Source organism: Parasphingorhabdus sp. SCSIO 66989 (assembly GCF_032852305.1).
GTDB lineage: Bacteria > Pseudomonadota > Alphaproteobacteria > Sphingomonadales > Sphingomonadaceae > Alterisphingorhabdus > Alterisphingorhabdus coralli.
Genome location: NZ_CP136594.1, coordinates 128430 through 149360, shown reverse-complemented (window position 1 = coordinate 149360; position 20931 = coordinate 128430). Strand labels below are relative to the sequence as shown.

Here is a 20931-nt window from a genome sequence, read left to right as displayed (position 1 = left end):
GCATCCTCTCCTGTTGTCGTTATGTCTCATCAGGGAATAAATGGCCCAGCATCTCGCCCAGACATTGGTGCTGGCGTTCAGCGGGCCATAATTCGGGGTGCAGCGTGGCGCAGAGGCCTATGCCGTCCATCGCCGCGATCACGGTGCGGATATCGTGGCGCGCTGTGCCCTCATCCTTGCGGTCGATGGATTTGAGCAGCAGCGCTTCCAGTTGGGCATAGTAAAGCCGATAATGTTCATTGATCGCTTCCGACGTCTGCGCCCGACCGCAAAAGGCGAGCCAGACGCTCCAGCTGCGCTGTTTGTCCTCGCTCGTTGGCATGGAGTTGATAAAGCGCTCCAGCTGCCAGCCATGTTCATAGGCCTCGACCTGCGCGAACAGCCGCTGCCATGAGGCGTTAAACGCCGCCATCAGCAGCGCATCCTTGTCCTCAAAATAATAGGTGACCGCGCCGGTGGTCACTCCCGCCTTGCGCGCGACATCGGTCAGCTTGAAGCGATCCAATCCTTTTTCATGAATGGCATCAATAGCAGCGGCAGTAATGGCTTGCGCCTTTTCTGGGAGCGATTCGGATAACATAATAATGGTGATTATGTTTTTTGATGTGGGTTGTCAAATGGGGTTACAGTGACATGAAACCAAAGGACGACGTGATCTGGCCAAAACTGCATCGTCATTGCGAGCGCAGCGAAGCAATCCAGAGCAATAAGCTCCTGCTCTGGATTGCCGCGTCGCTTCGCTCCTCGCAATGACGCTTACCGCCAACAAAAAAGGGCGCCCCTTGTGAGGGCGCCCTTTTCCGTGTCGCTTGGACGTGAAGAGGGGGGATTATACGTCGAAGCGATCGAGGTTCATCACCTTGTCCCATGCGGCGACAAAGGCATGGACGAAAGCCTCATGCGCATCATCGGTGGCATAGGCTTCGGCCTGTGCGCGCAGTTCCGAGTTGGAACCGAAGATCAGGTCGGCGCGGGTGCCGGTCCATTTCTTCTCGCCGGTGGCGCGGTCGCTGCCGACAAACTCCATCTCGCTATCGTCGGTGGCTTCCCATGTGGTGCCCAGGTCGACAATGTTGACGAAGAAGTCATTGGTCAGCAGGCCCGGACGGTCGGTCAGCACACCATGTTGCGAACCGCCCGCATTGGCGTCGAGCGCGCGCATGCCGCCCACCAATACCGTCATTTCCGGCATGGTCAGCGTCAGCAGCGCCGCCTTGTCGACCAGCAGTTCTTCGGTCGAGCGATAATCGCTGCCGGTGTGATAGTTGCGGAAACCGTCATTGCGCGGCTCAAGCGGCGCGAAGCTTTCAGCATCGGTGTGCTCGTCAGTCGCGTCGGTGCGGCCCGGGGTGAACGGCACGGTGACGTCAACGCCAGCATCTTTCGCGGCCTTTTCGACCGCAGCGCAGCCGCCGAGAACGATCATGTCCGCCATTGAGACCGACTTACCAGAGGCAGCGCGTACGCTTTCCAGTGCTTCGAGAGCTTTGGCCAGCTCTGCCGGATCATTGGCAGCCCAGTCCTTTTGCGGCGCGAGACGGATGCGCGCACCATTGGCGCCGCCGCGGTGGTCAGTGCCGCGATAGGTCGAGGCAGAGGCCCATGCGGTTGCGACCAGGCGCGATACCGAGAGACCGGAGTCGAGGATCGCCTGTTTGAGCGCAGCAATATCGCCATCGCTCAGCGCGCCGCCTTCTGCTGCCGGAACCGGATCCTGCCAGATCAGGTCTTCGGCCGGAACCTCATTGCCCTTGTAGCGGCTCTTCGGCCCCATATCGCGGTGGGTCAGTTTGAACCATGCGCGGGCAAAAGCGTCAGCGAGCTGATCGGGATTGTCGCGGAAGCGCTCGGAAATCTTGCGATATTCCGGGTCGACCTTCATCGCCATATCGGCGGTGGTCATCATCAGCGGCTGAGTCTTGCTCGGGTCATGTGCCATCGGCGCTTCGGGCGCGTCCTGACCGGCTTTCGGCGTCCACTGATTGGCACCGGCAGGGCTCTTGGTCAGCTCCCACTCATAGCCGAGCAGCACTTCAAAATATTCGCTGTTCCACTTGTTCGGCGTTGGCGTCCATGGACCTTCCAGACCGCTAGTGATGGTGTCATCACCCTTGCCCGAGCCATGGCTGCTGAGCCAGCCTTTGCCCATAGCGGCCATGTTCGCGCCTTCGGGCTCAGGGCCGACCAGGCTGTCATCACCGGCACCATGTGCCTTGCCGAAGGTGTGACCACCTGCGGTCAGTGCCACGGTTTCCTCATCATTCATCGCCATGCGGGCAAAGGTGACGCGGATATCATGTGCCGAACGGGCCGGGTCAGGCTCGCCGGAAGGGCCTTCTGGATTGACATAGATCAGGCCCATATGCACCGCGCCGAGCGGATCGAACAGTTCGCGCTCGCCTTCAAAACGGTCTTCGCCCATCCATTCGGACTCGGGGCCCCAATTGACTTCTTCCGGCTCCCAGACATCGGCACGACCGCCGCCAAAGCCGAAGGGCTTGAGACCCATATGCTCAATCGCGCAGTTGCCGGCAAAGACCAGCAGATCGGCCCAGCTCAGCTTGCGGCCATATTTCTTCTTGATCGGCCAAAGCAGCATACGCGCCTTGTCGAGATTGGCATTATCGGGCCAGCTATTGAGCGGGGCAAAACGCTGCTGCCCGGTGCCTGCGCCACCGCGACCATCAAAGGTGCGATAGGTGCCGGCCGCGTGCCAGGCCATGCGGATGAACAGCGGGCCATAATGGCCATAGTCCGCTGGCCACCACTCTTGCGAGTCGGTCATCAGCGCGAAGATATCCTGACGCACAGCCTCCAAATCGAGGCTCTCAAATTCTGCAGCATAGTCAAAGCCGTCGGCCATCGGATCACTCTTTTCCGAATTGGCCTTGAGCGGGCTCAGATCCACATTATTGGGCCACCATAGCTGGTTGGTCATATGGCCGACAATGGCCTCGACACTGGTATGACCCATTACCGGGCATTTGCTTTCGTCATTCATCTAAGGCTCTCCATCATTGTATGTGTGTCAGGATATTTCGGGGACGATTCTTTCTCTCACCAAAGGCATATCGCACTTTCCGATTTATCGATCCAATCAATTTTATGAAATCTGTTAAGTGATTTTATCGCTAAATCGTCGGGTCTCCGGGGAGACCCAGCCTAACGCACAAATCTGACAGAGTTGCGACAGCATCCCGCCTGTTTGTGCGCCATCTATTTGACCGCAAAAACCCGATGGATCACGCCGCCATCGCCGGTGCGTGATGTCGAGACGGCGATGATATTGTTGAGCCAGGCATAGCGTTCATCGCCGGTCTCAAATTGCGGCGCGGTGCGGAAATAATAGCGATGTGCGCCTGCCGGATCATCGGCTTTGCTTTGGTCGGTGGCGTATTCCAGATCCTCCGGCGCAGCGTGGAAGCGGCCATTCCAGTGTAAATAGAGCACTGCGCCATCATGCGTTTCGAGACAAAAGCGGACATCAAGGTGAAACGCGCCATCGGGGCGCTGGCGCACCCAGTCGGCACCGGCAGCGGGCAGCACTCTGCCGCGCAGCTTCGGCCCGTCAAATGTGCCGCCGGTGACGACATATATAGCGCGATGCCCATCCGGTGTTGCGCCCACCTCGATTGGCACCGGATCAAGCGTAACGCGGGCCTCGAAAAGAAATTCGGTTTCAATCTCCTGATCAGTTTCATGCGGCATGATCGGCCTCCTTCTGCATTGGGAAAACGGCGTTGGCGATGGTGTTGGGGGTTATGCCCGACTGCAAGGCAATCTGCATCAGATCACAGTTGAAAACCTCATGCGCAATCAGCCCGTCCTTAAACCCCATGCGGATGGTAACCGGCAGTGTGATGCGCCGACCGTTGGGACGCTGGCCCCCGGCATCATGGGCATGCGCGGCCATGGTCATTTGCACCGTACCCCAGCCGATAAAATGACTGCCATCGGCGACATAGTTGTCAAAGCTGACATGATAATCGGGATAATCGTTGAAAAACGCTTCCAAAACCGCCGCATTCTCTGTCTTGCCACGCGCGACCAGCCCCCATGCCGGGGATTCCAGCACCATATCCTCATGCATGAACTTCAAAGCATCATAGACATTCTGCCTGTTCTTGGCCTCGCCCAGATCTTGGGCAAGGCGATACATATCTTGTGGTTCCACAGCATTCTCCCCTTAGAAATAAATACATGCATCATGCATATAAATAGATTCGCGCATGATTATCAAAATATATGCGGCATGTATATTTATGCGCATGGACAAGGCATTGGAAAATCGCATCGGCGCCTTTGCGCTTACCGTATCAGACAAAGTGCAACAGGCGATTACAACCCGCTTTGACAAGGCGGGCGAAACACCTGCGGCACTTACCGCGATCGGCGCGGCACCAGGACTTACGATCAGCGATCTGCAGCCGGTGCTGCGTCTGTCACAGCCGGGCACGGTGCGGCTGGTGGACCGGCTGGTGGCCGATGGTCTGGTGGAAAAACGCAAGGGCGAAGATGCGCGGCAGGTGCTGCTCTATCTCACCGCCAAGGGCAAACGCCTGCGCCGCAGCCTGCTTGATCTGAGGCATCAGGCGATTGTGCAACTGACCCAAGGGCTGGACGTTGCGCAGCGCGAGACGCTGATTGGCCTGCTCGACCAGATGATGCGCGACTATCCGACATGCGAGATGGATAAATATCAGGCCTGTCGCATGTGCGATCAGGATGCGTGTGCGCGCTGCCCGATTCCGGCGCTTTAATAAGTCAAACCACGTCAGCCCCGCGTAGGCGGGGCTTAGGCTTCTTTAATTGGATCACGCAAAGGCGCAAAGACGCGAAGGGACTGCGTCAAGAACAACCCTCTTTGCGCCTTCGCGTCTTTGCGTGAGAAAAATTAGCCCTGGCCCCGCCTACGCGGGGCCGACGAAAGGAGGTTTAGGGATTCAAATAGCTCCGAATCCCAATCTCCGCGGCTCCATGTCTCCGCGTGAAATTCATCAGGCGCGCTTACACCTCCTCCAGCAATCCCTCTTTCCTGATCTTCTCCTGCCAAACCAGCGGCGCCAGATGGTGGACGCTGTCGCCATTGCCATCCACAGCGACGGTCACCGGCATATCCTTGACCTCAAATTCGTAAATCGCTTCCATGCCAAGGTCTTCAAAGCCGACAATCTTGCTGCCCTTGATCGCGCGGGCGACGAGATAGGCGCTGCCGCCCACCGCCATCAGATAGGCCGATTTGTGTTTGGCGATCGACTTGACCGTATCCAGCCCGCGCTCGGCCTTGCCGACCATGGCGAGCAGGCCTTGCTCGAGCATCATATCGGTAAATTTGTCCATGCGGGTTGCCGTCGTGGGACCGGCAGGGCCGACCACTTCCTCGCCCACCGGATCAACAGGGCCGACATAATAGATAACGCGCCCCTTGAACTCGACCGGCAGTTCCTCGCCCTTGTCGAGCATATCCTTGATCCGCTTATGCGCGGCATCGCGTCCGGTCAGCATCTTGCCATTAAGCAACAGCCGGTCGCCCTGTTTCCATGAGGCGACCTCTTCGGGTGTCAGCGTATCGAGCTGGACCCGCTTGGCTTCCTTGCTCGGGGTCCAGTTGACATCGGGCCATTCGTCCAGCTTGGGCGGCTCAAGATAGGCCGGGCCAGAACCATCCAGGGTGAAATGCGCATGGCGGGTGGCGGCGCAATTGGGGATCATCGCCACCGGCTTGCCCGCCGCATGACAGGGCGCGTCGAGGATCTTGACGTCGAGAATGGTCGACAGGCCGCCCAACCCCTGCGCGCCGATACCCAGCGCATTGACCTTGTCATAAATCTCGATGCGCAGTTCTTCCACGTCATTACGCGGTCCGCGTTGTTTCAGCTGCGCCATATCAATATCGCCCATCAGCGATTGCTTGGCGAGCAGTACCGCCTTTTCCGCCGTGCCGCCAATGCCGATGCCGAGCATCCCCGGTGGACACCAGCCCGCACCCATTTGCGGCACCATTTCCAGCACCCAGTCGACAATGCTGTCACTGGGGTTCATCATCTTGAACTTGGACTTATTCTCGCTGCCGCCGCCCTTGGCCGCGACATCGATCTCCACCGTGTTGCCCGGAACCATTTCGATATGCAGCACCGAGGGCGTATTGTCGCCGGTGTTGCGCCGGGTAAAGGCCGGGTCGGCCAGGATTGAGGCGCGCAGCGGGTTTTCCGGATGGCGATAGGCCTTGCGCACGCCCTCATCGACAATCTCCTGCATTGGGCGGCTGGTGTCATCGAGCCGACACTCCATGCCCCAGCGGACAAACACATTGACGATGCCGGTGTCCTGGCAGATCGGCCGATGCCCCTCGGCGCACATGCGGCTGTTGGTCAATATCTGGGCAATGGCGTCCTTCGCGGCAGGGCCTTGCTCGGCCTTATAGGCTTCACCCAGCGCACGGATATAATCCATCGGATGATAATAGCTGATAAATTGCAGCGCATCGGCAACGCTCTCGATAAGGTCATCGGCTTTGATCAGGGTGGTCATGATTGGCTCCTAGGGGCGGGAAGCGGATAGATGCGTTGCTATGTGGCCGATATTGCCGCTACGGGCAAGGCGCGGGCTTTCTATCTGATGCGTGGATCGTGATAGAAAGATTCTCTGTGGAAAGCCGGTCGTGCAACATTGCGTCACGGTTTTCGACAGCTTTGCAAAATTTTTCGCAAAAATGTCATTTTGCCCTTGCGATTTGCGAACGCCGCCTAACTCCACGCGTCGCAGTGTCACCCTCGGAATCTGCTGCGATGAAGCGAATCGGGTTTGCGGTGAACCGAGTCGTTAAACTGTCATTTACCCTCTTGCGCCCGGAATCATTTTAGGCACAATAGATGGTATAGCGCGGTTCGGGGCACACCAACCTGTAGTAGTGGCCATTTCAACGATAATGGCATCGTAAGAGCAATAATGTTGCTTTTGCGAGCACTTTTTTGCGCCTTTAGGCCTGTTTTTTGCAGGCCGGGCTAGACAGTGTCCGAGTCGGGTGCATATGGAACACAAACAGAACATTCGAGGGTGAGATGGATTTCAGGGACACGACGGGCGTAATGGGCGATCAAGACACAGTTGAGCAGGATAAAGGTGCGGACATGGCGGAAAAAACCAATGTGATGGACGCTGCCGTTGAGGAGAAGGCGGAAGCCAAGGCTGCGCCTGCCAAAGCCCAGCCGGACAGCAAGACCGTCAACCCGCGCCGATTCAAGATCAAGACCGACGATGCGCGTGACGCCAATCTCACCGATTTTGGCAAGGAAACGCTGCGCGACCGCTATTTGCTGCCGAAAGAGAGCTTTCAGGATCTGTTCGCCCGCGTCGCGGACGCCTATGCCGATGATCAGGATCACGCCCAGCGGCTCTATGACTATATCTCGAACCTGTGGTTCATGCCGGCAACCCCGGTGCTGTCCAATGGCGGCACCGGTCGCGGCCTGCCGATTAGCTGTTATCTCAACAGCGTTGACGACAGCCTGGGCGGCATCGTCAACACCTGGAACGAGAATGTCTGGCTTGCCAGCAAGGGCGGCGGCATCGGCACCTATTGGGGCAGTGTGCGCGGCATTGGTGAGCCGGTCGGCCTGAATGGCAAGACCAGCGGCATCATCCCGTTTGTGCGGGTGATGGACTCGCTGACGCTGGCGATTTCGCAGGGTTCGCTGCGCCGCGGATCGGCGGCCTGTTATCTCGATATTTCGCACCCGGAGATTGAGGAATTCCTCGAAATCCGCAAGCCATCGGGAGACTTTAACCGCAAGGCATTGAACCTGCACCATGGCGTTCTGGTCACCGATGAATTTATGGAAGCGGTGCGCGATGGCGCGGAATTTGAGCTGCGATCACCCAAGACCGGCGAGGCGCGTGGTTCGGTCGATGCGCGTTCGCTGTTCCAGAAGCTGGTTGAGACCCGTCTCGCCACCGGCGAGCCCTATATCATCTTCTCCGACACGGTGAACCGGATGATGCCCAAGCACCACCGCGATCTGGGGTTGAAGGTCTCGACCTCCAACCTGTGTTCGGAAATCACCCTGCCCACGGGTCGCGACCATCTGGGTGAGGATCGCACCGCGGTGTGCTGCCTGTCCTCGCTCAATCTTGAGAAATGGGACGAATGGTCGGTTGATGACATGTTTATCGAGGATGTGATGCGCTTCCTCGACAATGTGCTGCAGGACTATATTGACCGTGCGCCCGAAGAAATGGCGCGGGCGAAATATTCAGCGATGCGCGAGCGTTCAGTCGGCATGGGCGTGATGGGCTTTCACAGCTTCTTACAAGCCCGCGGCCTGGGCTTTGAAAGCGCGCTGGCGAAGAGCTGGAACCTTAAAATCTTCAAGCATATCCATGCCAAAGCATCGGAAGCCTCGATGATGCTGGCCAAGGAGCGAGGCCCATGCCCGGACGCTGCCGATCAGGGTGTGATGGAGCGTTTCTCGTGCAAAATGGCGATCGCACCGACGGCTTCGATCTCGATTATCTGCGGTGGTGCATCGGCCTGTATCGAGCCGATCCCGGCGAATATCTACACCCATAAGACGCTGTCGGGCAGCTTTATCGTCAAGAACCCGCATCTGGAGAAAATCCTCAAGGAGAAATCCAAGGACAGCAATAATGTGTGGAACTCGATCCTGGAACAGGGCGGCAGCGTCCAGCATCTCGATTTCCTGACGCCGGAAGAGAAAGAGAGCTTCAAGACCAGCTTCGAGATTGACCAGCGCTGGCTGCTCGAACTGTCGGCAGACCGCACCCCCTATATCGATCAGGCGCAGTCGCTCAACCTGTTCATCCCGGCTGATGTCGACAAATGGGACTTGCTGATGCTGCACTTCCGCGCCTGGGAGCTGGGCATCAAGTCGCTCTATTATCTGCGCTCCAAATCGGTGCAGCGCGCCGGTTTCGCTGGCGGCGTGGAAGCCGACAATACGCTCGACCCGAAACAGGTCGAGCTGGCGACGGCAGAGAGCACCGATTATGATGAGTGTCTGGCGTGTCAGTGATTGACCGCCAGAGCCATCGGACGAATACATAATAGATCGTCATCCCGGACGTGATCCGGGATCTCGGGCTGCAAGCATTTGCCTTTGCAGCTCTCGTCCGGCCTCCACCGGAATGACGAACAGACAAGGAGCGCGTGGTCGGCACATCATTCGACCGGGCCTTTAGTAACCATCAAGGGCTAAGTATCGCCGTGCCGCATGCTGATAACATCCTGATGATCACCCCCAATTTCCCGCCTTATGCCATGGCGGGGGCGGTGCGCACGGGTGCGTTGGCGCGGCATTGGGCGGCTGCGGGGCGGCAGGTGCATGTGCTGGCGGCGGCCAATCCCGGTGCGCTGGGCGTGCATCAGGCGCTTGAGGTTGAGGGGATTACGGCGGAATTTCTGCCGATTGATCGCGAGGGTGCGCAGGCGGAGGCCGCCCCCGCGGCGCAACCCGACGCCACGGCAAAACCGGACAAGCCGCGCAGTGCGCCGGGGCCGCTGCGGCGGATTTTGTGGGATTTGCAGGCCATGCCCGATCGCTATAATCCGCACTGGGTCGCCCGCGCCGCCGATCGCGGCATCGCCATTGCGCGCGACACATCTCCGTCGCTTGTCTATTCCTCCGGCCCGCCCAATAGCGCGCATATTGCTGCGGCCAAGATCAAGGCGGTGACCGGCCTGCCCTGGATATCCGAGCAGCGCGATGTCTGGATCAACAATCCCTATACCAGCCACCATTGGCTGACCGAGATTTTCAACACGCGGCTGGCGCGGCGAATTTTGCCCGCCGCCAATGCCTTTGTCGGCGTCACCCGAAGCGCGGTGGGCGAGTTGCAGCAGCATTTCGATGCGCCCGTCTGCCTCGCCTATAATGGTTTTGATCGGCAAGATTTCGTCCCGGAGACAGACAGCGTCGAAGCGCCGACTGCTTATGATCCGGAGCGGCTGACGCTGATCCATGCCGGCGTCATCTATGCTGGCCACCGCGATCCGCGCCCGCTATTCGCTGCCATCGCGCTGTTGCCGCGCGAACAGGCGGCGAAAATCCGCGTGCTCTTCTTCCATGATGAATATGATTATGTGACCCAGCTCGCCAAAGAGCATGATGTGCTCGGGTCGGTCGAGTTCCGCGCGCTTGTCCCACGCGAAGAGATTTTGGCGCTGGAGCGGCGGGTCGATGTGCTGATCATCTGCCGTTCGCACGAGGCAAAGACCGCAGGCGTCATCCCCGGCAAGCTGTTCGAATATATCGGCGCGCGCCGCCCGATGCTGGCGATGGGCTCGGAACGGGGCGAGACTGTAGAGATTATCCGCGACCATGGCTTCGGCCTCGCCTCCAATGATCCGCAGGCGATTGCCGATCAGTTGCTGCAATGGTTGGAGCAGAAAGCCGCGCATTGCGGCCGCATCCCTGACCTGCCTGAAGCGCCGACGCACAATTTTGTCCGCAGCCTGCAGTTCAAGAAGATCGACGCGCTGATCGACCAGATGCTTGGGCGTAAAGCGCCGCAGCCTGAAACCGAAAGGGCCGTCGCATGAACCTCACACTTATACACAACCAACCCACAGAACAAACCGTCCTATCCCCGCGGCAACCTTCCATTTTTCCGCGAAAATCCCTATATTTCGAGATGTAACGAGGAGCGAAGCGCATGTCCCTATTAGAAGCCCGCAAGACCTATAAGCCGTTTGAATATCCCTGGGCTTATGATTTCTGGAAACGCCAGCAGCAGATCCACTGGATGCCCGAAGAGGTGCCTCTGGGTGAGGATTGCCGCGACTGGGCGCAGAATCTGACCGAGCATGAGCGCAATCTGCTGACGCAGATCTTCCGCTTCTTTACCCAGGCCGATGTCGAGGTGCAGGATTGCTATCACGACAAATATGGCCGCGTGTTCAAGCCGACCGAGATCAAGATGATGCTCGCCGCCTTCTCCAATATGGAGACGGTGCACATCGCCGCCTATTCGCACCTGCTCGACACCATCGGCATGCCCGAGAGCGAATATTCGGCCTTCCTCGAATATGAGGAAATGGCGGACAAGCATGATTATATGCACCAGTTCACCGTCGACACCGACGAGGATATTGCCCGCACGCTGGCGATGTTCGGCGGCTTTACCGAAGGGCTCCAGCTCTTCGCCAGCTTCGCCATGCTGATGAACTTCCCGCGGCACAACAAGATGAAGGGCATGGGCCAGATTGTCAGCTGGTCGGTGCGCGATGAATCGCTGCATTGCGAAGGCATCATCAAGATGTTCCACACCTTCTGCGAAGAGCGCGATTGCCTGACCAAGGCGGTGAAGGAAGATATTATTGACATCTGTCAGAAGACGGTGCGGCTGGAAGATGCGTTTATTGATCTGGCGTTTGAAATGGGCCCGGTCGAAGGCATGAAGCCGAACGACATCAAGAAATATATCCGCTATATCGCCGACTGGCGGCTGAAGCAGCTCAACCTGCAGCCGATTTACCTGATCGAAGAGCACCCGCTGCCCTGGCTCTCGCCGCTGCTAAACGGTGTCGAGCACGCCAACTTCTTCGAAACCCGCGCCACCGAATATTCCAAAGGCGCGACCCGCGGCAACTGGAACGATGTCTGGGACACCTTCGACAAACGCAAAAGCAAGGCGGGCGACGCCGCGAATTGCGAGGCCGAGGATGAAGGGCCGGATATGTTTGATGCGGCCGAGGTTGCGGCGGAGTAAACACGTTTCGGCCGGAGTGGTACTCCGGCCGATTTTTTATGGCATGGTGCTTGACTAAGTCTGCATCATAGAAGATGATCACCTTATGTTCTCACGTGATGAAAAGCTGGAATCGGCTCTTAGCCTTTTGCAAACCGTCAAGGGAGAACCTTTTGGGACGATCCTTGCTGACCCTCCTTGGCAGTTTCAAAACCGCACCGGGAAAGTAGCGCCAGAGCATAAACGGCTTAATCGCTACAGCACAATGTCTTTGGATGACATTTGCGAATTGCCGGTCGCCGATATTGCTGCTGATCCATCACATCTTTATCTTTGGGTTCCAAACGCACTTATGCCCGAAGGACTGAAAGTCATGGAGGCATGGGGCTTTCGTTATGTCTCCAACATCATCTGGGAAAAAATACGCAAGGATGGCGGGCCGGATGGTCGTGGCGTGGGCTTCTATTTCCGCAATGTCACCGAAATACTCCTTTTCGGTGTGCGCGGCAAAAATGCCCGGACTCTCGCGCCGGGCAGGCGACAGGTGAATATCATCCGTTCACGTAAGCGCGAACACAGTCGTAAACCTGATGAACAGTACAAGATCATTGAAGAATGTAGCTGGGGCCCACGAATTGAACTGTTTTCTCGTGGCACCAGACCGGGATGGACTGTTTGGGGTAATCAGGCTGATGATGACTATACGCCTGACTGGAAGACCTACTCTTATAATAGCACCTTGGAAGCAGCTGAATAATGTTTGGCCGTTTGGCTGAGGCAGGTTTCACCCTGTATTACACCAATCATGCCGAAGCCATATTGCGCTATGACTTTCCTGACCTGATTACGGAAATTGAGACAGCGCTTCTGGAATTACGGCTGCCAATAACCGAGATAATTGGCGGTGGTGGCGGCGAAACCAAGATGACCCAGAGACTGAGAAAGGCTTTGGCGAATTTGGGGTGGCCTAAACATAATTTCATTGTTGCCAAAACCGTCGACGGTGAGCCGAAGGAATCCACCAGCCACGAAATTGATCATGTCCGTCGCGCTGATGCGGGCACCGTGGCATTTGAAATTGAATGGAACAACAAAGATCCGTTTTTCGACCGCGATCTAGAAAACTTCAAACGCCTTCATGCAGAAGGAGCCATTAGCTTGGGCGGAATCGTGACACGTGGCCCAGATATGCAATCCCAGATGTTCGATAAAGTTCTGAACTTCGGTCATGAGCGAAATCTCGAGAGTTATGAAGACCTGATTGCACTTGATCTGTCGCCAACTCGTCCGCAGCGCGCACAAATCGACCGACAGGTGGATGCCGGGAAGCCGTTTGCAGAGGCGTGGGCAAAGAAATTTGTATCCGACAAATATGGCATGGCCACTACGCATTGGGATAAGCTGCAGGACAGAGTCGCAAGAGGCGTGGGCAACCCTTGCCCGTTATTGTTAGTCGGTCTTCCCGCTTCGATCATTGATATGGATGCCTGACCTATTGCTTACCTTTGCTGAATGTATCGTAACGTAGTCTCCAAAGGTGAAACGGGCTTGGGATCACATGCTATGCAACCAAAAAGACTAAACCCCACCCAACAACACCCGTGAATACCAGCGGTGAAAGGGCCCCAAGATCCTCGACCTGTTTTGGCTCGGTTTGCCGACCCAGCTGCCGAAGAGCAGCGTGGTTGTCTCGCCATGATACTGGACCGCCAGCCAGCTTGCAGTGGCACCAAGAACATCCTGAAGCAGGATTTCCGTGTCGCGGCGCTCGATGACATTCCATGCGGAAAAGCGCTGTGCCTTGCCATGGGCGAGCTGTCTGGCATCCGCATTGGACGCGCCATGGCCGATCAGTCCCAGCGCCAGGCGCTCGGGCCGAAACACCCAGCTGCAATAGAAGCGCTCAACAAAGTCGGTGAGGCTGACCGTGCCAGGCACTGTGCGCGCAAAGCAATCGCGCGAGGCATGCGCCGGACCAAATTGCGCCAACAGGCTGTCAGGCGGCACGGGAATCGACTCTATGCTGGTCATATTGATGATGTGGATGAAGCCTATGCGCGTTGCACGCACTTTCTGCAAAACGGCTCTCGCGTCCTGCGCCGCATCACCGCCAATGGTCATTCCGTTCCGAACCGCCATTGCGACGGGCATTATGCCCTGCCTGTCCTACAACACACCGCATCATCTATACTTTGGACATGGTTTCTATCGCCCCCATGTCCGCAATTATCGCCATTTCGCCCATAGGGTGTCACCTTCGCCTGCATCATGCTTCGATACTGACAAGCCACTCAAATCAAGCGGTTTTCCCGAATAACACGACCCGCTTCCACAGGGTGACACGGTGTCACCCTGTGTCACCTTTTGTTGGGTTTTGCGGCGTCTCGCCATTTTTGATCCAGCGCAAAGAACCGTCGCGCCTTCGCTGGCATGATGCCCGCATTCATCACGGCATGAGTCGTGAGACAGCAGGAGAGAAATCTATGTCGCATACCCCGCATGAACTGGCCGAGGAGTTTCCGCAGGATGGGGAGACCATTCATCGGTTGAAGCTGGAGGATGCGCATTTTTCTCGTCAGGCCGAGCGCTATCATGAGGTTAACCGCGCCATTCACCGCATTGAGGCGGAGATTGAGCCATGTTCGGATGACCATGCCGAGATGCTGAAAAAGCAACGGCTGGCGCTGTGTGATGAGTTGGGCGGCATGATCGCGGCGGCCCGCTAACCCCCCGAACAAGGAGTAAAGACGATGGATGTGATGACCAAGGTAGCCGAAAAAGCCCGCTTCCGCAGCGAGCAGGTGCAGCTTGAGGCGATGCTCGCCGAGCTGGAAGCCCGGCTGGCGCATATTGGCGAGGATCTTGCCGAGCCGCTCAATGCCGATAGTTCTGAACAGGCAGTCGAGATGGAAGATGACGCATCGCTGCAGGGCCAGGGCGCGCTGATCACCCGCGAAATCGCCTCGGTCAAGCGGGCGCTGGAGCGGATTGACAATGGCACCTATGCGATCTGCGTAAGCTGCGGCAATCCGATCAACCCCAAGCGTCTGGCGGTGCGCCCCGAAGCGGCTCTGTGCATCACCTGCGCGTCTAAAGCGGGCTGATACGCCGCATATGAAGCTGAAGCCTCTGCCCTATTGGCTGGCGGCGCTGCTGCTAATGGCGGCACCGCTGGCGGCGGCTATGGCATAGCGGCCCCCGGTAACACGGGGCACGATGTTCTGCGCCAATATGGGGCGGGAGCTATTTGCTTCGCTGTTGTCGCATCCTTACACACTCTGTTCTGAAAAGCGCGTCTGTCTGGATCAGACGCTGCACTGGGGGCTGGCCTGAACGGAGAGACCATAATGGCCGAAATGCAAGACGATGCCGGAAATCATGGCATTAAAGAAGATGCGGAAAGCAAACTGGCCAAGGCTATCTTCTCTGAGATCTATGCGCATGGTATCTGGGGCAAATCCGAAAACCATGGCGGGGGCAGATATTATTCCGGTGCCGGTTCGCATATGCCTACATTTGCAGAACCCTATATCCGGCAGGTCGCGCAGTATCTCGGGACATTTCCCAAGAAACCCGATGTTGCCGATCTGGGGTGTGGTGATTTTGCCATAGGGTCACAAATCCGGCCCTATTGCGGACGCTATATTGCGGGCGATATTGTTGACGATGTCATCGCCTATAACCGTCAGCGCTTTACCGATCTTGATGTGGATTTTCAGGTTCTCAATCTGGCTGAATCGCCGTTGCCCGGGGCGGATATCGTCTTTGTCCGGCAGGTGTTTCAGCATCTGTCCAATGCCATGATTCAGAAAAGCCTCGACAATATCCGCCGCAGCTATCCGATATTGGTGCTCACCGAACATGTGCCGGGCGGGAATGCCTTTGTTCCCAATATGGATATGGCGATCAATGCCGATATTCGTATGGTACAAGGCAGCGGTGTGGTGATCACCGCGCCACCCTTTTCGGTGCCGGTTAAAAGCCAGACGGTTATCTGCGACGTGGATCTGGGGACAAGCCGGGTGGTGACGACCGTTTATGAATTTGCATGAGGAACACAATGATGATTCGGGGTATTGGCATTGGACTGTTGGCAGGGCTGGCCATGGCGGCGCAACCCGCTTGCGGCCAGCGATCATCTGAAATGCCCAGAAGCTTTGCCACCGGCCCGGTGCTGCAAGACCATGGCCCGCATGCGCCGGTGGAGATGGACATGCCGCTCCCGGCCGATATGAAATTGGCAGTGGCCTTTGATGTCGCCAAGGGAGAGGCGGGAGCGCTCAATCGCACACTGGTTTCGGCGGCGCGCTTTATCAATATGCATGCTGCCAATGGCGTGGAGCCGCAGAATATCCGCGCCGCTGTGGTGGTGCATGGCGTGGCGGTGTTCGATATGGCGAATGATGCGGCCTATGCGCGCAAATATCCCGACCAGCAGAGCAACCCCAATGCTGCGCTGATCGCGGCGCTGAGCTGGCAGGGCGTCGATATCATCATCTGCGGCCAAAGCGCAGCGGGGCAGGGCCTTGCCAAATCCGAACTGCTGCCCGGGGTCACCATGGACCTCTCCGCCATGACCGCCCATGCGCGGCTGCAGCAGGCGGGCTTTACGCTTAATCCGTTTTGAGTCGGAGACCAGTAGCGCGCCATAGTTTCATTTCGGCGCTGCTCAGGACCGTTTCATCGTGCAAAAGCGGGAGTCTGGCGGTCGGTTGGCCTGCGTTCATGTTGAACGATTACATCTGTAGGCGCCTGTCATATCTGGAACCGACTCACAGACGGAGACCGCGAGATGAAGAAGAATATCCCCTTGAAACAGATTGCCACCGGCGCATTGGCGCTGACCCTGATCGGTGTTGCCGCCGCGCCTGCCATGGCGGGCGGACGTTATCACCACCGCGCGGACTATGAGCGGACCTATCATTATGACGATGACGATGAGATTACCGTTCGCGGCAGCCGACTGCCCACGGCGCCCAATAATGACAGCAACAAATTCTGGCTCGACTATCGCACCGATGTCAGCGAGGCCGAGCGTGAGCTGGACAGCGATCTGCGTCGTGCCACCGATGAGGAAGACCGGCGCGAGGCATGGGCCGAATATTATAATGAACTGCGTGATGCGAAAAAGGATTATGCCGAAGAGATGACCGAGCGCGGCTATATCGTTCGCAATTTTCGGCCGGACCGCCGTCGTCGCTATTCGCGCCGCTGAGCCTGGGATTCTCCATTAGTCGAGGCCTTCTGCCTCGGCGATAGCCTTTTTATGGGCGTAGCCATTTTCAACATAATGCGCCACGCCCATCTTCATGCCGACCAAAGCGGCATCGGGCAGCTCGCGCAGTCGTTTGGCCGGACGACCAACCCATAGCTCGCGCTGCGCCATATGCTTGCCTTCAGGCAGCAGCGCGCCGGCTCCGAGCATGGCATCGCTCTCGACAACGCAGCCATTCATAATGATCGCTCCGAGACCAATAAAGCCGCGATCATGAATGGTGCAGCCATGCACCATTGCCATATGGCCGATCAGCACATCCTCACCAATGATAGTCGGGAAACCGTCGGGTGCCATCGGTGTCGGTCCGTCGCAATGGATGACGCTGCCGTCCTGAACATTGGAGCGCGCGCCGATGACCACGCTGCTAACATCGGCGCGGATCACGCAATTATACCAGATGCTGACATCGGGGCCGATGGTGACATCGCCGATAATCCGGCACCCCGGCGCGATAAAGGCGCTCTCATCGATGTGCGGGGTCTTGCCGTTGATGGAGAGGATGGTGGTTTCGGGGTGTTGTGTCATGGGACATCCATTCGCTGTTGCATGTGTCGAGGGCTATGTACGCCTAAAGTGTTTCTCGCGAAGGACGCGAAGAGGCGAAGAGCGCGAAGACTATTGGTGCAGGGTTAGTTTTGATCCTTTGGTGTCGTGGTGATTGTTGACGATACGCACGAGGCCGTTTTTGAATCTTTCTGCAGAAAAATTCATTAATAAAGCTACCGGCAGGTCCATAAACCGCAAATAGGTAACCACTTGCATTCGGTGCACCGGCAGTAGCTTCTCGACAGACTTCAACTCGATAAGCAGTTTTCGTTCAACAACGATATCAGCGCGAAAGGCTTGTTCAATGATGAGGTCATCATAAGTGATTGGTATTGGGATCTCTTCTTCGACACTCAGACCACGTTTTGTGAGAAGATGGGCCAGCATCTTCTGATAGGCACTTTCCAGCAAGCCGGGGCCAACATCCTTGTGAAGCTGCAAGCCACAATCGACGGCAATTGCGGCAACTTCCTCAACGTGCATATTGCGCCATCCCCTTCGCGTTTCTTCGCTGCTTCGCGCCCTTCGCGAGAAACTCTTACTGTTTAGCCCCTAGCAACCTGGCCGCTACCGGCGCGTGATAGGTCAATACGCCCGAGCACCCCGCCCGCTTGAATGCGATCAGCTTCTCCATCAGCAGCGCATCGCGGTCGCCCGCGCCGACGCTGGCAGCGGCTTCGAGCATCGCATATTCGCCGGACACCTGATAGGCGAAGACCGGCACCTCGAAATTCTGATGCGCGCGCAGGATGATATCGAGATAGGCGAGGCCGGGCTTGACCATCACGCTGTCCGCGCCCTCATCAATATCGAGGGCGATTTCGCGCAGCGCCTCATCGCTATTGGCCGGGTCCATCTGATAGGTTTTCTTGTCGCCCTTGAGCAGCCCGCCAGAACCCACGGCATCGCGGAAAGGCCCATAAAAGGCACTGGCATATTTGGCGGCATAGGCCATGATCTGCACATTGTGATGGCCATCGCCTTCCAGCGCTTCGCGGATCGCGCCAATGCGGCCATCCATCATATCGCTGGGTGCAATAATATCGGCACCGGCATTGGCCTGATTGAGCGCCTGTCCGCGCAGTACCTCGACCGTGGCGTCATTGGTGACATAGCCTGCATCATCGAGCAGCCCATCCTGACCATGGCTGGTATAGGGGTCGAGCGCGACGTCTGTAAGCACGCCTAGATCATCTCCTACCGCGTCCTTTATAGCGCGGATCGCCTGGCACATGAGATTATCGGGGTTGAGCGCTTCCTTGCCATCGTCGCTGCGCTTGTCGGCTTCGGTATTGGGGAATAGCGCGACACAGGGAATGCCAAGGTCCACCGCCTCATGCGCCCGTTGTATGATCAGGTCGACCGACCAGCGGGATACGCCGGGTAGAGAGGCGACGGGCTCTTCGACCTTCTCGCCGCCGGTAATGAACAGTGGCCAGATCAGGTCAGCGGGGGAGAGCAGGGTCTCGCGCACCATGTTGCGCGACCATGCATGGCGACGGGTGCGACGCATCCGTGTTGCGGGATAGTGTGTCATATCCGCAGTGATAGCGAAGCACGTCGGGGCAGGCCAGACTAAGTTGTTGTGCTATCGGCCAAGCGATCAATTTCGCGTTTCGGCTCTTCGATCTGCGGCACTGCTGGGGTCAGCGCTTCCAAAGCGGCACCAGGCTCCAGACCGATCAGCTGGTTGCGTCGCGCCATGAATTTTTTCAGCTCGCTGCCTGACAATGTGGCGCGGGTGGTGAAGCGCACCGATTGCGGGTTGATCGTACGGCCATTGCGATAAAGCTCATAATGCAAATGTGGGCCGGTCGACAGGCCGGTGGAGCCGACATAGCCAATAATCTGGCCGCGCCTTACCTGCTGGCCATTACGTACCGCGATGCGGCTCATATGGGCATAGCCCGAACCGAGACCGCCGGCATGTCTGATACGCACATATTTGCCAAAGCCGCCCTTGCGTCCGGCATAGGTGATGCGGCCATCACTGGCGGCATGGATCGGCGTGCCGTGACGCGCCCGAAAGTCTATGCCAGCATGCATGCGGCGATAGCCCAATATCGGGTGGCGGCGCATGCCATAGCGTGAGGAGATCGGGCCATTGACCGGTCGTGCCAGCTCGCCACGCTGTTCGCCGACGCCTTTGGGATCAAACCATTGAAAGCGGCCATTTTGTTCCCAGCTGACCAGTTCGACCCGGCGTTTGTCGCCGCGATGCAGCGCGGCATACATCAGCTTTCCCACTTGCCGCTCGCCGGTTTCGGCACGCTTATAGGCGACGACAAAGTCGAATTCGTCGGTGGCGCGGATATTGCGGCCGATGGAGACTTTGCTGGACAGGGTTTTCAGATATTCCTGGATCGCTTTAGGCGGGGCCCCGGCAGCGCGGGCCGAGCGATACAGGCTGTCGCCGACTGTACCACGGATGCGCAAAGGGGTATTGTCGACAATGATCGGCTTGCGAACAAGCGCGAAGGTATCGCCATTACGAACAATTTCCAGATTCAGGTCAAAGCGGGCGCGAAAGGCAAGGCTGTCGACGGGACGTGGCTGGGTTCGTGACGCGCGGCGACCAAGGACAATATCGAGCTTGGTGCCGGGTTCAATAGAATCGAGCGCAACCGCGCTTGAGACCAGATTGCTTAGTGCTTGGGCCTGATCGCCGCCAATACCGGCACGCCGCAGCACCCGGTCAAAGCTGTCGCCTTTGCCCATGGTGGCGGCGAGCGAAATGCTTGGACGTTCGGGACTGGACTTGAGCGCGATCACCGCGTCGCTCGGCCCCATTTTGTGGCCGGTATCAGCACCAAGCGCCAGCGGCGCGATGAGCTGGGTACGCCATTCATCGCGTTCCGCTATAGTCATTGTGGCCGCCGGGCGTGCTTTCAATCCACTGAAATCAGGCCAGAAGCTGATCGCAATGCCCATCAGCACCAGCATCGACAGCAGGCCGCGAAACCATTGCGGACTGCCAATATCATTGCCGAGATCCGGGGCCCAGTTGAATTCATGAAAAGCGGCACGCAAACGCTTAATCCAGGAAGGATTGCCGTTTTCGGGATCAGCCATGGGAAGTTCGGCCTGGCTGTCCTGTGCAGACAATGCTTCATCCAGTATCAACTGCCCGGTCGCCGACAAGGCTCCGGCATGGCCAGCCAGCGCTTTTGGTCGATCAGCCTGATACATAGAAGCCATCACAGCCTTTGGCGCAGTTTTGGATAATTTGAGTGGCGAAAATCGCCATGCGGAGCCCTTCTTGTTGCAATTCCCCTAGTGTGAAGAAACAAGGTTAAAGTCAATTTAACAAAATGCCCGAAGGATTCGCCTTGCGCCAGATTGTGGCATTTGCCCGATAAGCAGCATTTCCGGGGAGTCGGCTCCGCTTTGCCTATCCACAT

21 protein-coding genes are annotated in these 20931 nt (G+C 57.5%); 11 read left to right on the top strand and 10 right to left on the bottom strand.

Annotated elements, in window-relative coordinates; genetic code table 11:
* Positions 1-19: 19 nt before the first annotated feature.
* The 4 genes from RB602_RS00700 to RB602_RS00685 all read right to left on the bottom strand — a co-directional run bounded on the left by RB602_RS00700 (position 20) and on the right by RB602_RS00685 (position 4174).
* On the bottom strand, positions 20-580 hold the full coding sequence (locus tag RB602_RS00700; RefSeq protein ID WP_317082034.1) for a TetR/AcrR family transcriptional regulator: 561 nt from the start codon (positions 578-580) through the stop codon (positions 20-22).
* 249 nt (positions 581-829) lie between these two features.
* The gene (gene katG / locus RB602_RS00695) at positions 830-3001 is read right to left on the bottom strand and encodes a catalase/peroxidase HPI (RefSeq protein WP_317082032.1); all 2172 of its coding nucleotides are present in this window, start codon (positions 2999-3001) and stop codon (positions 830-832) included.
* Between the two features lie 215 nt (positions 3002-3216).
* The gene (locus RB602_RS00690; protein WP_317082030.1) at positions 3217-3708 is read right to left on the bottom strand and encodes a DUF3237 domain-containing protein; all 492 of its coding nucleotides are present in this window, start codon (positions 3706-3708) and stop codon (positions 3217-3219) included.
* Positions 3698-4174 (bottom strand): nuclear transport factor 2 family protein, encoded by a 477-nt coding sequence (locus tag RB602_RS00685; RefSeq protein WP_317082028.1) that lies wholly within the window; start codon positions 4172-4174, stop codon positions 3698-3700. The genes RB602_RS00690 and RB602_RS00685 overlap by 11 nt, the downstream gene beginning before the upstream one ends.
* Before the next feature lie 55 nt (positions 4175-4229).
* Here RB602_RS00685 and RB602_RS00680 point away from each other — a divergent pair, with 55 nt between their 5' ends.
* On the top strand, positions 4230-4760 hold the full coding sequence (locus RB602_RS00680; RefSeq protein ID WP_317082026.1) for a MarR family winged helix-turn-helix transcriptional regulator: 531 nt from the start codon (positions 4230-4232) through the stop codon (positions 4758-4760).
* 247 nt (positions 4761-5007) lie between these two features.
* Here the strand turns inward: RB602_RS00680 and RB602_RS00675 are convergent, their stop codons facing one another.
* Positions 5008-6531, bottom strand: coding sequence for a fumarate hydratase (locus RB602_RS00675; protein ID WP_317082024.1), 1524 nt, complete (start codon positions 6529-6531; stop codon positions 5008-5010).
* 530 nt (positions 6532-7061) lie between these two features.
* Here RB602_RS00675 and RB602_RS00670 point away from each other — a divergent pair.
* From RB602_RS00670 to RB602_RS00650, 5 genes are all read left to right on the top strand, one after another.
* Positions 7062-9032 (top strand): ribonucleoside-diphosphate reductase subunit alpha, encoded by a 1971-nt coding sequence (locus RB602_RS00670; protein WP_406568378.1) that lies wholly within the window; start codon positions 7062-7064, stop codon positions 9030-9032.
* Between the two features lie 134 nt (positions 9033-9166).
* On the top strand, positions 9167-10558 hold the full coding sequence (locus RB602_RS00665; RefSeq protein WP_317082022.1) for a glycosyltransferase family protein: 1392 nt from the start codon (positions 9167-9169) through the stop codon (positions 10556-10558).
* A 113-nt stretch (positions 10559-10671) separates the two neighbouring features.
* Complete coding sequence (locus tag RB602_RS00660; RefSeq protein ID WP_317082020.1) at positions 10672-11727, top strand: ribonucleotide-diphosphate reductase subunit beta; 1056 nt, start codon at positions 10672-10674, stop codon at positions 11725-11727.
* Between the two features lie 85 nt (positions 11728-11812).
* A complete protein-coding gene (locus RB602_RS00655; protein ID WP_317082019.1) occupies positions 11813-12463 on the top strand; it encodes an MT-A70 family methyltransferase in 651 nt (216 codons plus the stop codon).
* Complete coding sequence (locus RB602_RS00650; protein WP_317082017.1) at positions 12463-13197, top strand: BglII/BstYI family type II restriction endonuclease; 735 nt, start codon at positions 12463-12465, stop codon at positions 13195-13197. Before RB602_RS00655 ends, RB602_RS00650 begins: the two co-directional genes overlap by 1 nt.
* Positions 13198-13284: 87 nt before the next feature.
* Here RB602_RS00650 and RB602_RS00645 read toward each other — a convergent pair whose 3' ends face one another.
* The gene (locus RB602_RS00645) at positions 13285-13857 is read right to left on the bottom strand and encodes a hypothetical protein (protein WP_317082015.1); all 573 of its coding nucleotides are present in this window, start codon (positions 13855-13857) and stop codon (positions 13285-13287) included.
* A gap of 332 nt (positions 13858-14189) precedes the next feature.
* Here RB602_RS00645 and RB602_RS00640 point away from each other — a divergent pair, with 332 nt between their 5' ends.
* From RB602_RS00640 to RB602_RS00620, 5 genes are all read left to right on the top strand, one after another.
* The gene (locus RB602_RS00640) at positions 14190-14432 is read left to right on the top strand and encodes an HP1242/YdcH family protein (protein ID WP_317082013.1); all 243 of its coding nucleotides are present in this window, start codon (positions 14190-14192) and stop codon (positions 14430-14432) included.
* Positions 14433-14456: 24 nt separating this feature from the next.
* Positions 14457-14810 carry a TraR/DksA family transcriptional regulator gene (locus RB602_RS00635; RefSeq protein WP_317082011.1) on the top strand — a complete coding sequence of 118 codons (354 nt, stop codon included), beginning with the start codon at positions 14457-14459 and terminating at the stop codon, positions 14808-14810.
* Positions 14811-15053: 243 nt separating this feature from the next.
* Positions 15054-15758 carry a class I SAM-dependent methyltransferase gene (locus RB602_RS00630; protein WP_317082009.1) on the top strand — a complete coding sequence of 235 codons (705 nt, stop codon included), beginning with the start codon at positions 15054-15056 and terminating at the stop codon, positions 15756-15758.
* Positions 15759-15766: 8 nt separating this feature from the next.
* Entirely contained in the window at positions 15767-16333 is a 567-nt protein-coding gene (locus RB602_RS00625; protein ID WP_317082007.1) for a DsrE family protein, read from the top strand.
* A gap of 165 nt (positions 16334-16498) precedes the next feature.
* Positions 16499-16921 (top strand): hypothetical protein, encoded by a 423-nt coding sequence (locus RB602_RS00620; protein ID WP_317082005.1) that lies wholly within the window; start codon positions 16499-16501, stop codon positions 16919-16921.
* Between the two features lie 15 nt (positions 16922-16936).
* Here the strand turns inward: RB602_RS00620 and RB602_RS00615 are convergent, their stop codons facing one another.
* The 4 genes from RB602_RS00615 to RB602_RS00600 all read right to left on the bottom strand — a co-directional run bounded on the left by RB602_RS00615 (position 16937) and on the right by RB602_RS00600 (position 20728).
* Positions 16937-17509 carry a gamma carbonic anhydrase family protein gene (locus RB602_RS00615; protein ID WP_317082003.1) on the bottom strand — a complete coding sequence of 191 codons (573 nt, stop codon included), beginning with the start codon at positions 17507-17509 and terminating at the stop codon, positions 16937-16939.
* A 90-nt stretch (positions 17510-17599) separates the two neighbouring features.
* Positions 17600-18013: a GxxExxY protein gene (locus RB602_RS00610; RefSeq protein ID WP_317082001.1), complete on the bottom strand. Its 414-nt coding sequence runs from the start codon at positions 18011-18013 to the stop codon at positions 17600-17602.
* A 55-nt stretch (positions 18014-18068) separates the two neighbouring features.
* Positions 18069-19067: a porphobilinogen synthase gene (gene hemB, locus RB602_RS00605; protein WP_317081999.1), complete on the bottom strand. Its 999-nt coding sequence runs from the start codon at positions 19065-19067 to the stop codon at positions 18069-18071.
* Positions 19068-19105: 38 nt separating this feature from the next.
* The gene (locus RB602_RS00600; RefSeq protein WP_317081997.1) at positions 19106-20728 is read right to left on the bottom strand and encodes a M23 family metallopeptidase; all 1623 of its coding nucleotides are present in this window, start codon (positions 20726-20728) and stop codon (positions 19106-19108) included.
* Positions 20729-20931: the final 203 nt, after the last annotated feature.

Bases quoted from the DNA above. Each gene is read 5' to 3' on its own strand.
- RB602_RS00610 (WP_317082001.1), bottom strand. From the start codon at position 18,013: ATGCACGTTGAGGAAGTTGCCGCAATTGCCGTCGATTGTGGCTTGCAG.
- RB602_RS00700 (WP_317082034.1), bottom strand. From the start codon at position 580: ATGTTATCCGAATCGCTCCCAGAAAAGGCGCAAGCCATTACTGCCGCT.
- RB602_RS00645 (WP_317082015.1), bottom strand. From the start codon at position 13,857: ATGCCCGTCGCAATGGCGGTTCGGAACGGAATGACCATTGGCGGTGAT.
- hemB (WP_317081999.1), bottom strand. From the start codon at position 19,067: ATGACACACTATCCCGCAACACGGATGCGTCGCACCCGTCGCCATGCA.
- RB602_RS00635 (WP_317082011.1), top strand. From the start codon at position 14,457: ATGGATGTGATGACCAAGGTAGCCGAAAAAGCCCGCTTCCGCAGCGAG.
- RB602_RS00650 (WP_317082017.1), top strand. From the start codon at position 12,463: ATGTTTGGCCGTTTGGCTGAGGCAGGTTTCACCCTGTATTACACCAAT.
- RB602_RS00675 (WP_317082024.1), bottom strand. From the start codon at position 6,531: ATGACCACCCTGATCAAAGCCGATGACCTTATCGAGAGCGTTGCCGAT.
- RB602_RS00690 (WP_317082030.1), bottom strand. From the start codon at position 3,708: ATGCCGCATGAAACTGATCAGGAGATTGAAACCGAATTTCTTTTCGAG.
- RB602_RS00680 (WP_317082026.1), top strand. From the start codon at position 4,230: ATGATTATCAAAATATATGCGGCATGTATATTTATGCGCATGGACAAG.
- katG (WP_317082032.1), bottom strand. From the start codon at position 3,001: ATGAATGACGAAAGCAAATGCCCGGTAATGGGTCATACCAGTGTCGAG.
- RB602_RS00620 (WP_317082005.1), top strand. From the start codon at position 16,499: ATGAAGAAGAATATCCCCTTGAAACAGATTGCCACCGGCGCATTGGCG.
- RB602_RS00615 (WP_317082003.1), bottom strand. From the start codon at position 17,509: ATGACACAACACCCCGAAACCACCATCCTCTCCATCAACGGCAAGACC.
- RB602_RS00625 (WP_317082007.1), top strand. From the start codon at position 15,767: ATGATGATTCGGGGTATTGGCATTGGACTGTTGGCAGGGCTGGCCATG.
- RB602_RS00640 (WP_317082013.1), top strand. From the start codon at position 14,190: ATGTCGCATACCCCGCATGAACTGGCCGAGGAGTTTCCGCAGGATGGG.
- RB602_RS00655 (WP_317082019.1), top strand. From the start codon at position 11,813: ATGTTCTCACGTGATGAAAAGCTGGAATCGGCTCTTAGCCTTTTGCAA.
- RB602_RS00600 (WP_317081997.1), bottom strand. From the start codon at position 20,728: ATGGCTTCTATGTATCAGGCTGATCGACCAAAAGCGCTGGCTGGCCAT.
- RB602_RS00630 (WP_317082009.1), top strand. From the start codon at position 15,054: ATGGCCGAAATGCAAGACGATGCCGGAAATCATGGCATTAAAGAAGAT.
- RB602_RS00670 (WP_406568378.1), top strand. From the start codon at position 7,062: ATGGATTTCAGGGACACGACGGGCGTAATGGGCGATCAAGACACAGTT.
- RB602_RS00660 (WP_317082020.1), top strand. From the start codon at position 10,672: ATGTCCCTATTAGAAGCCCGCAAGACCTATAAGCCGTTTGAATATCCC.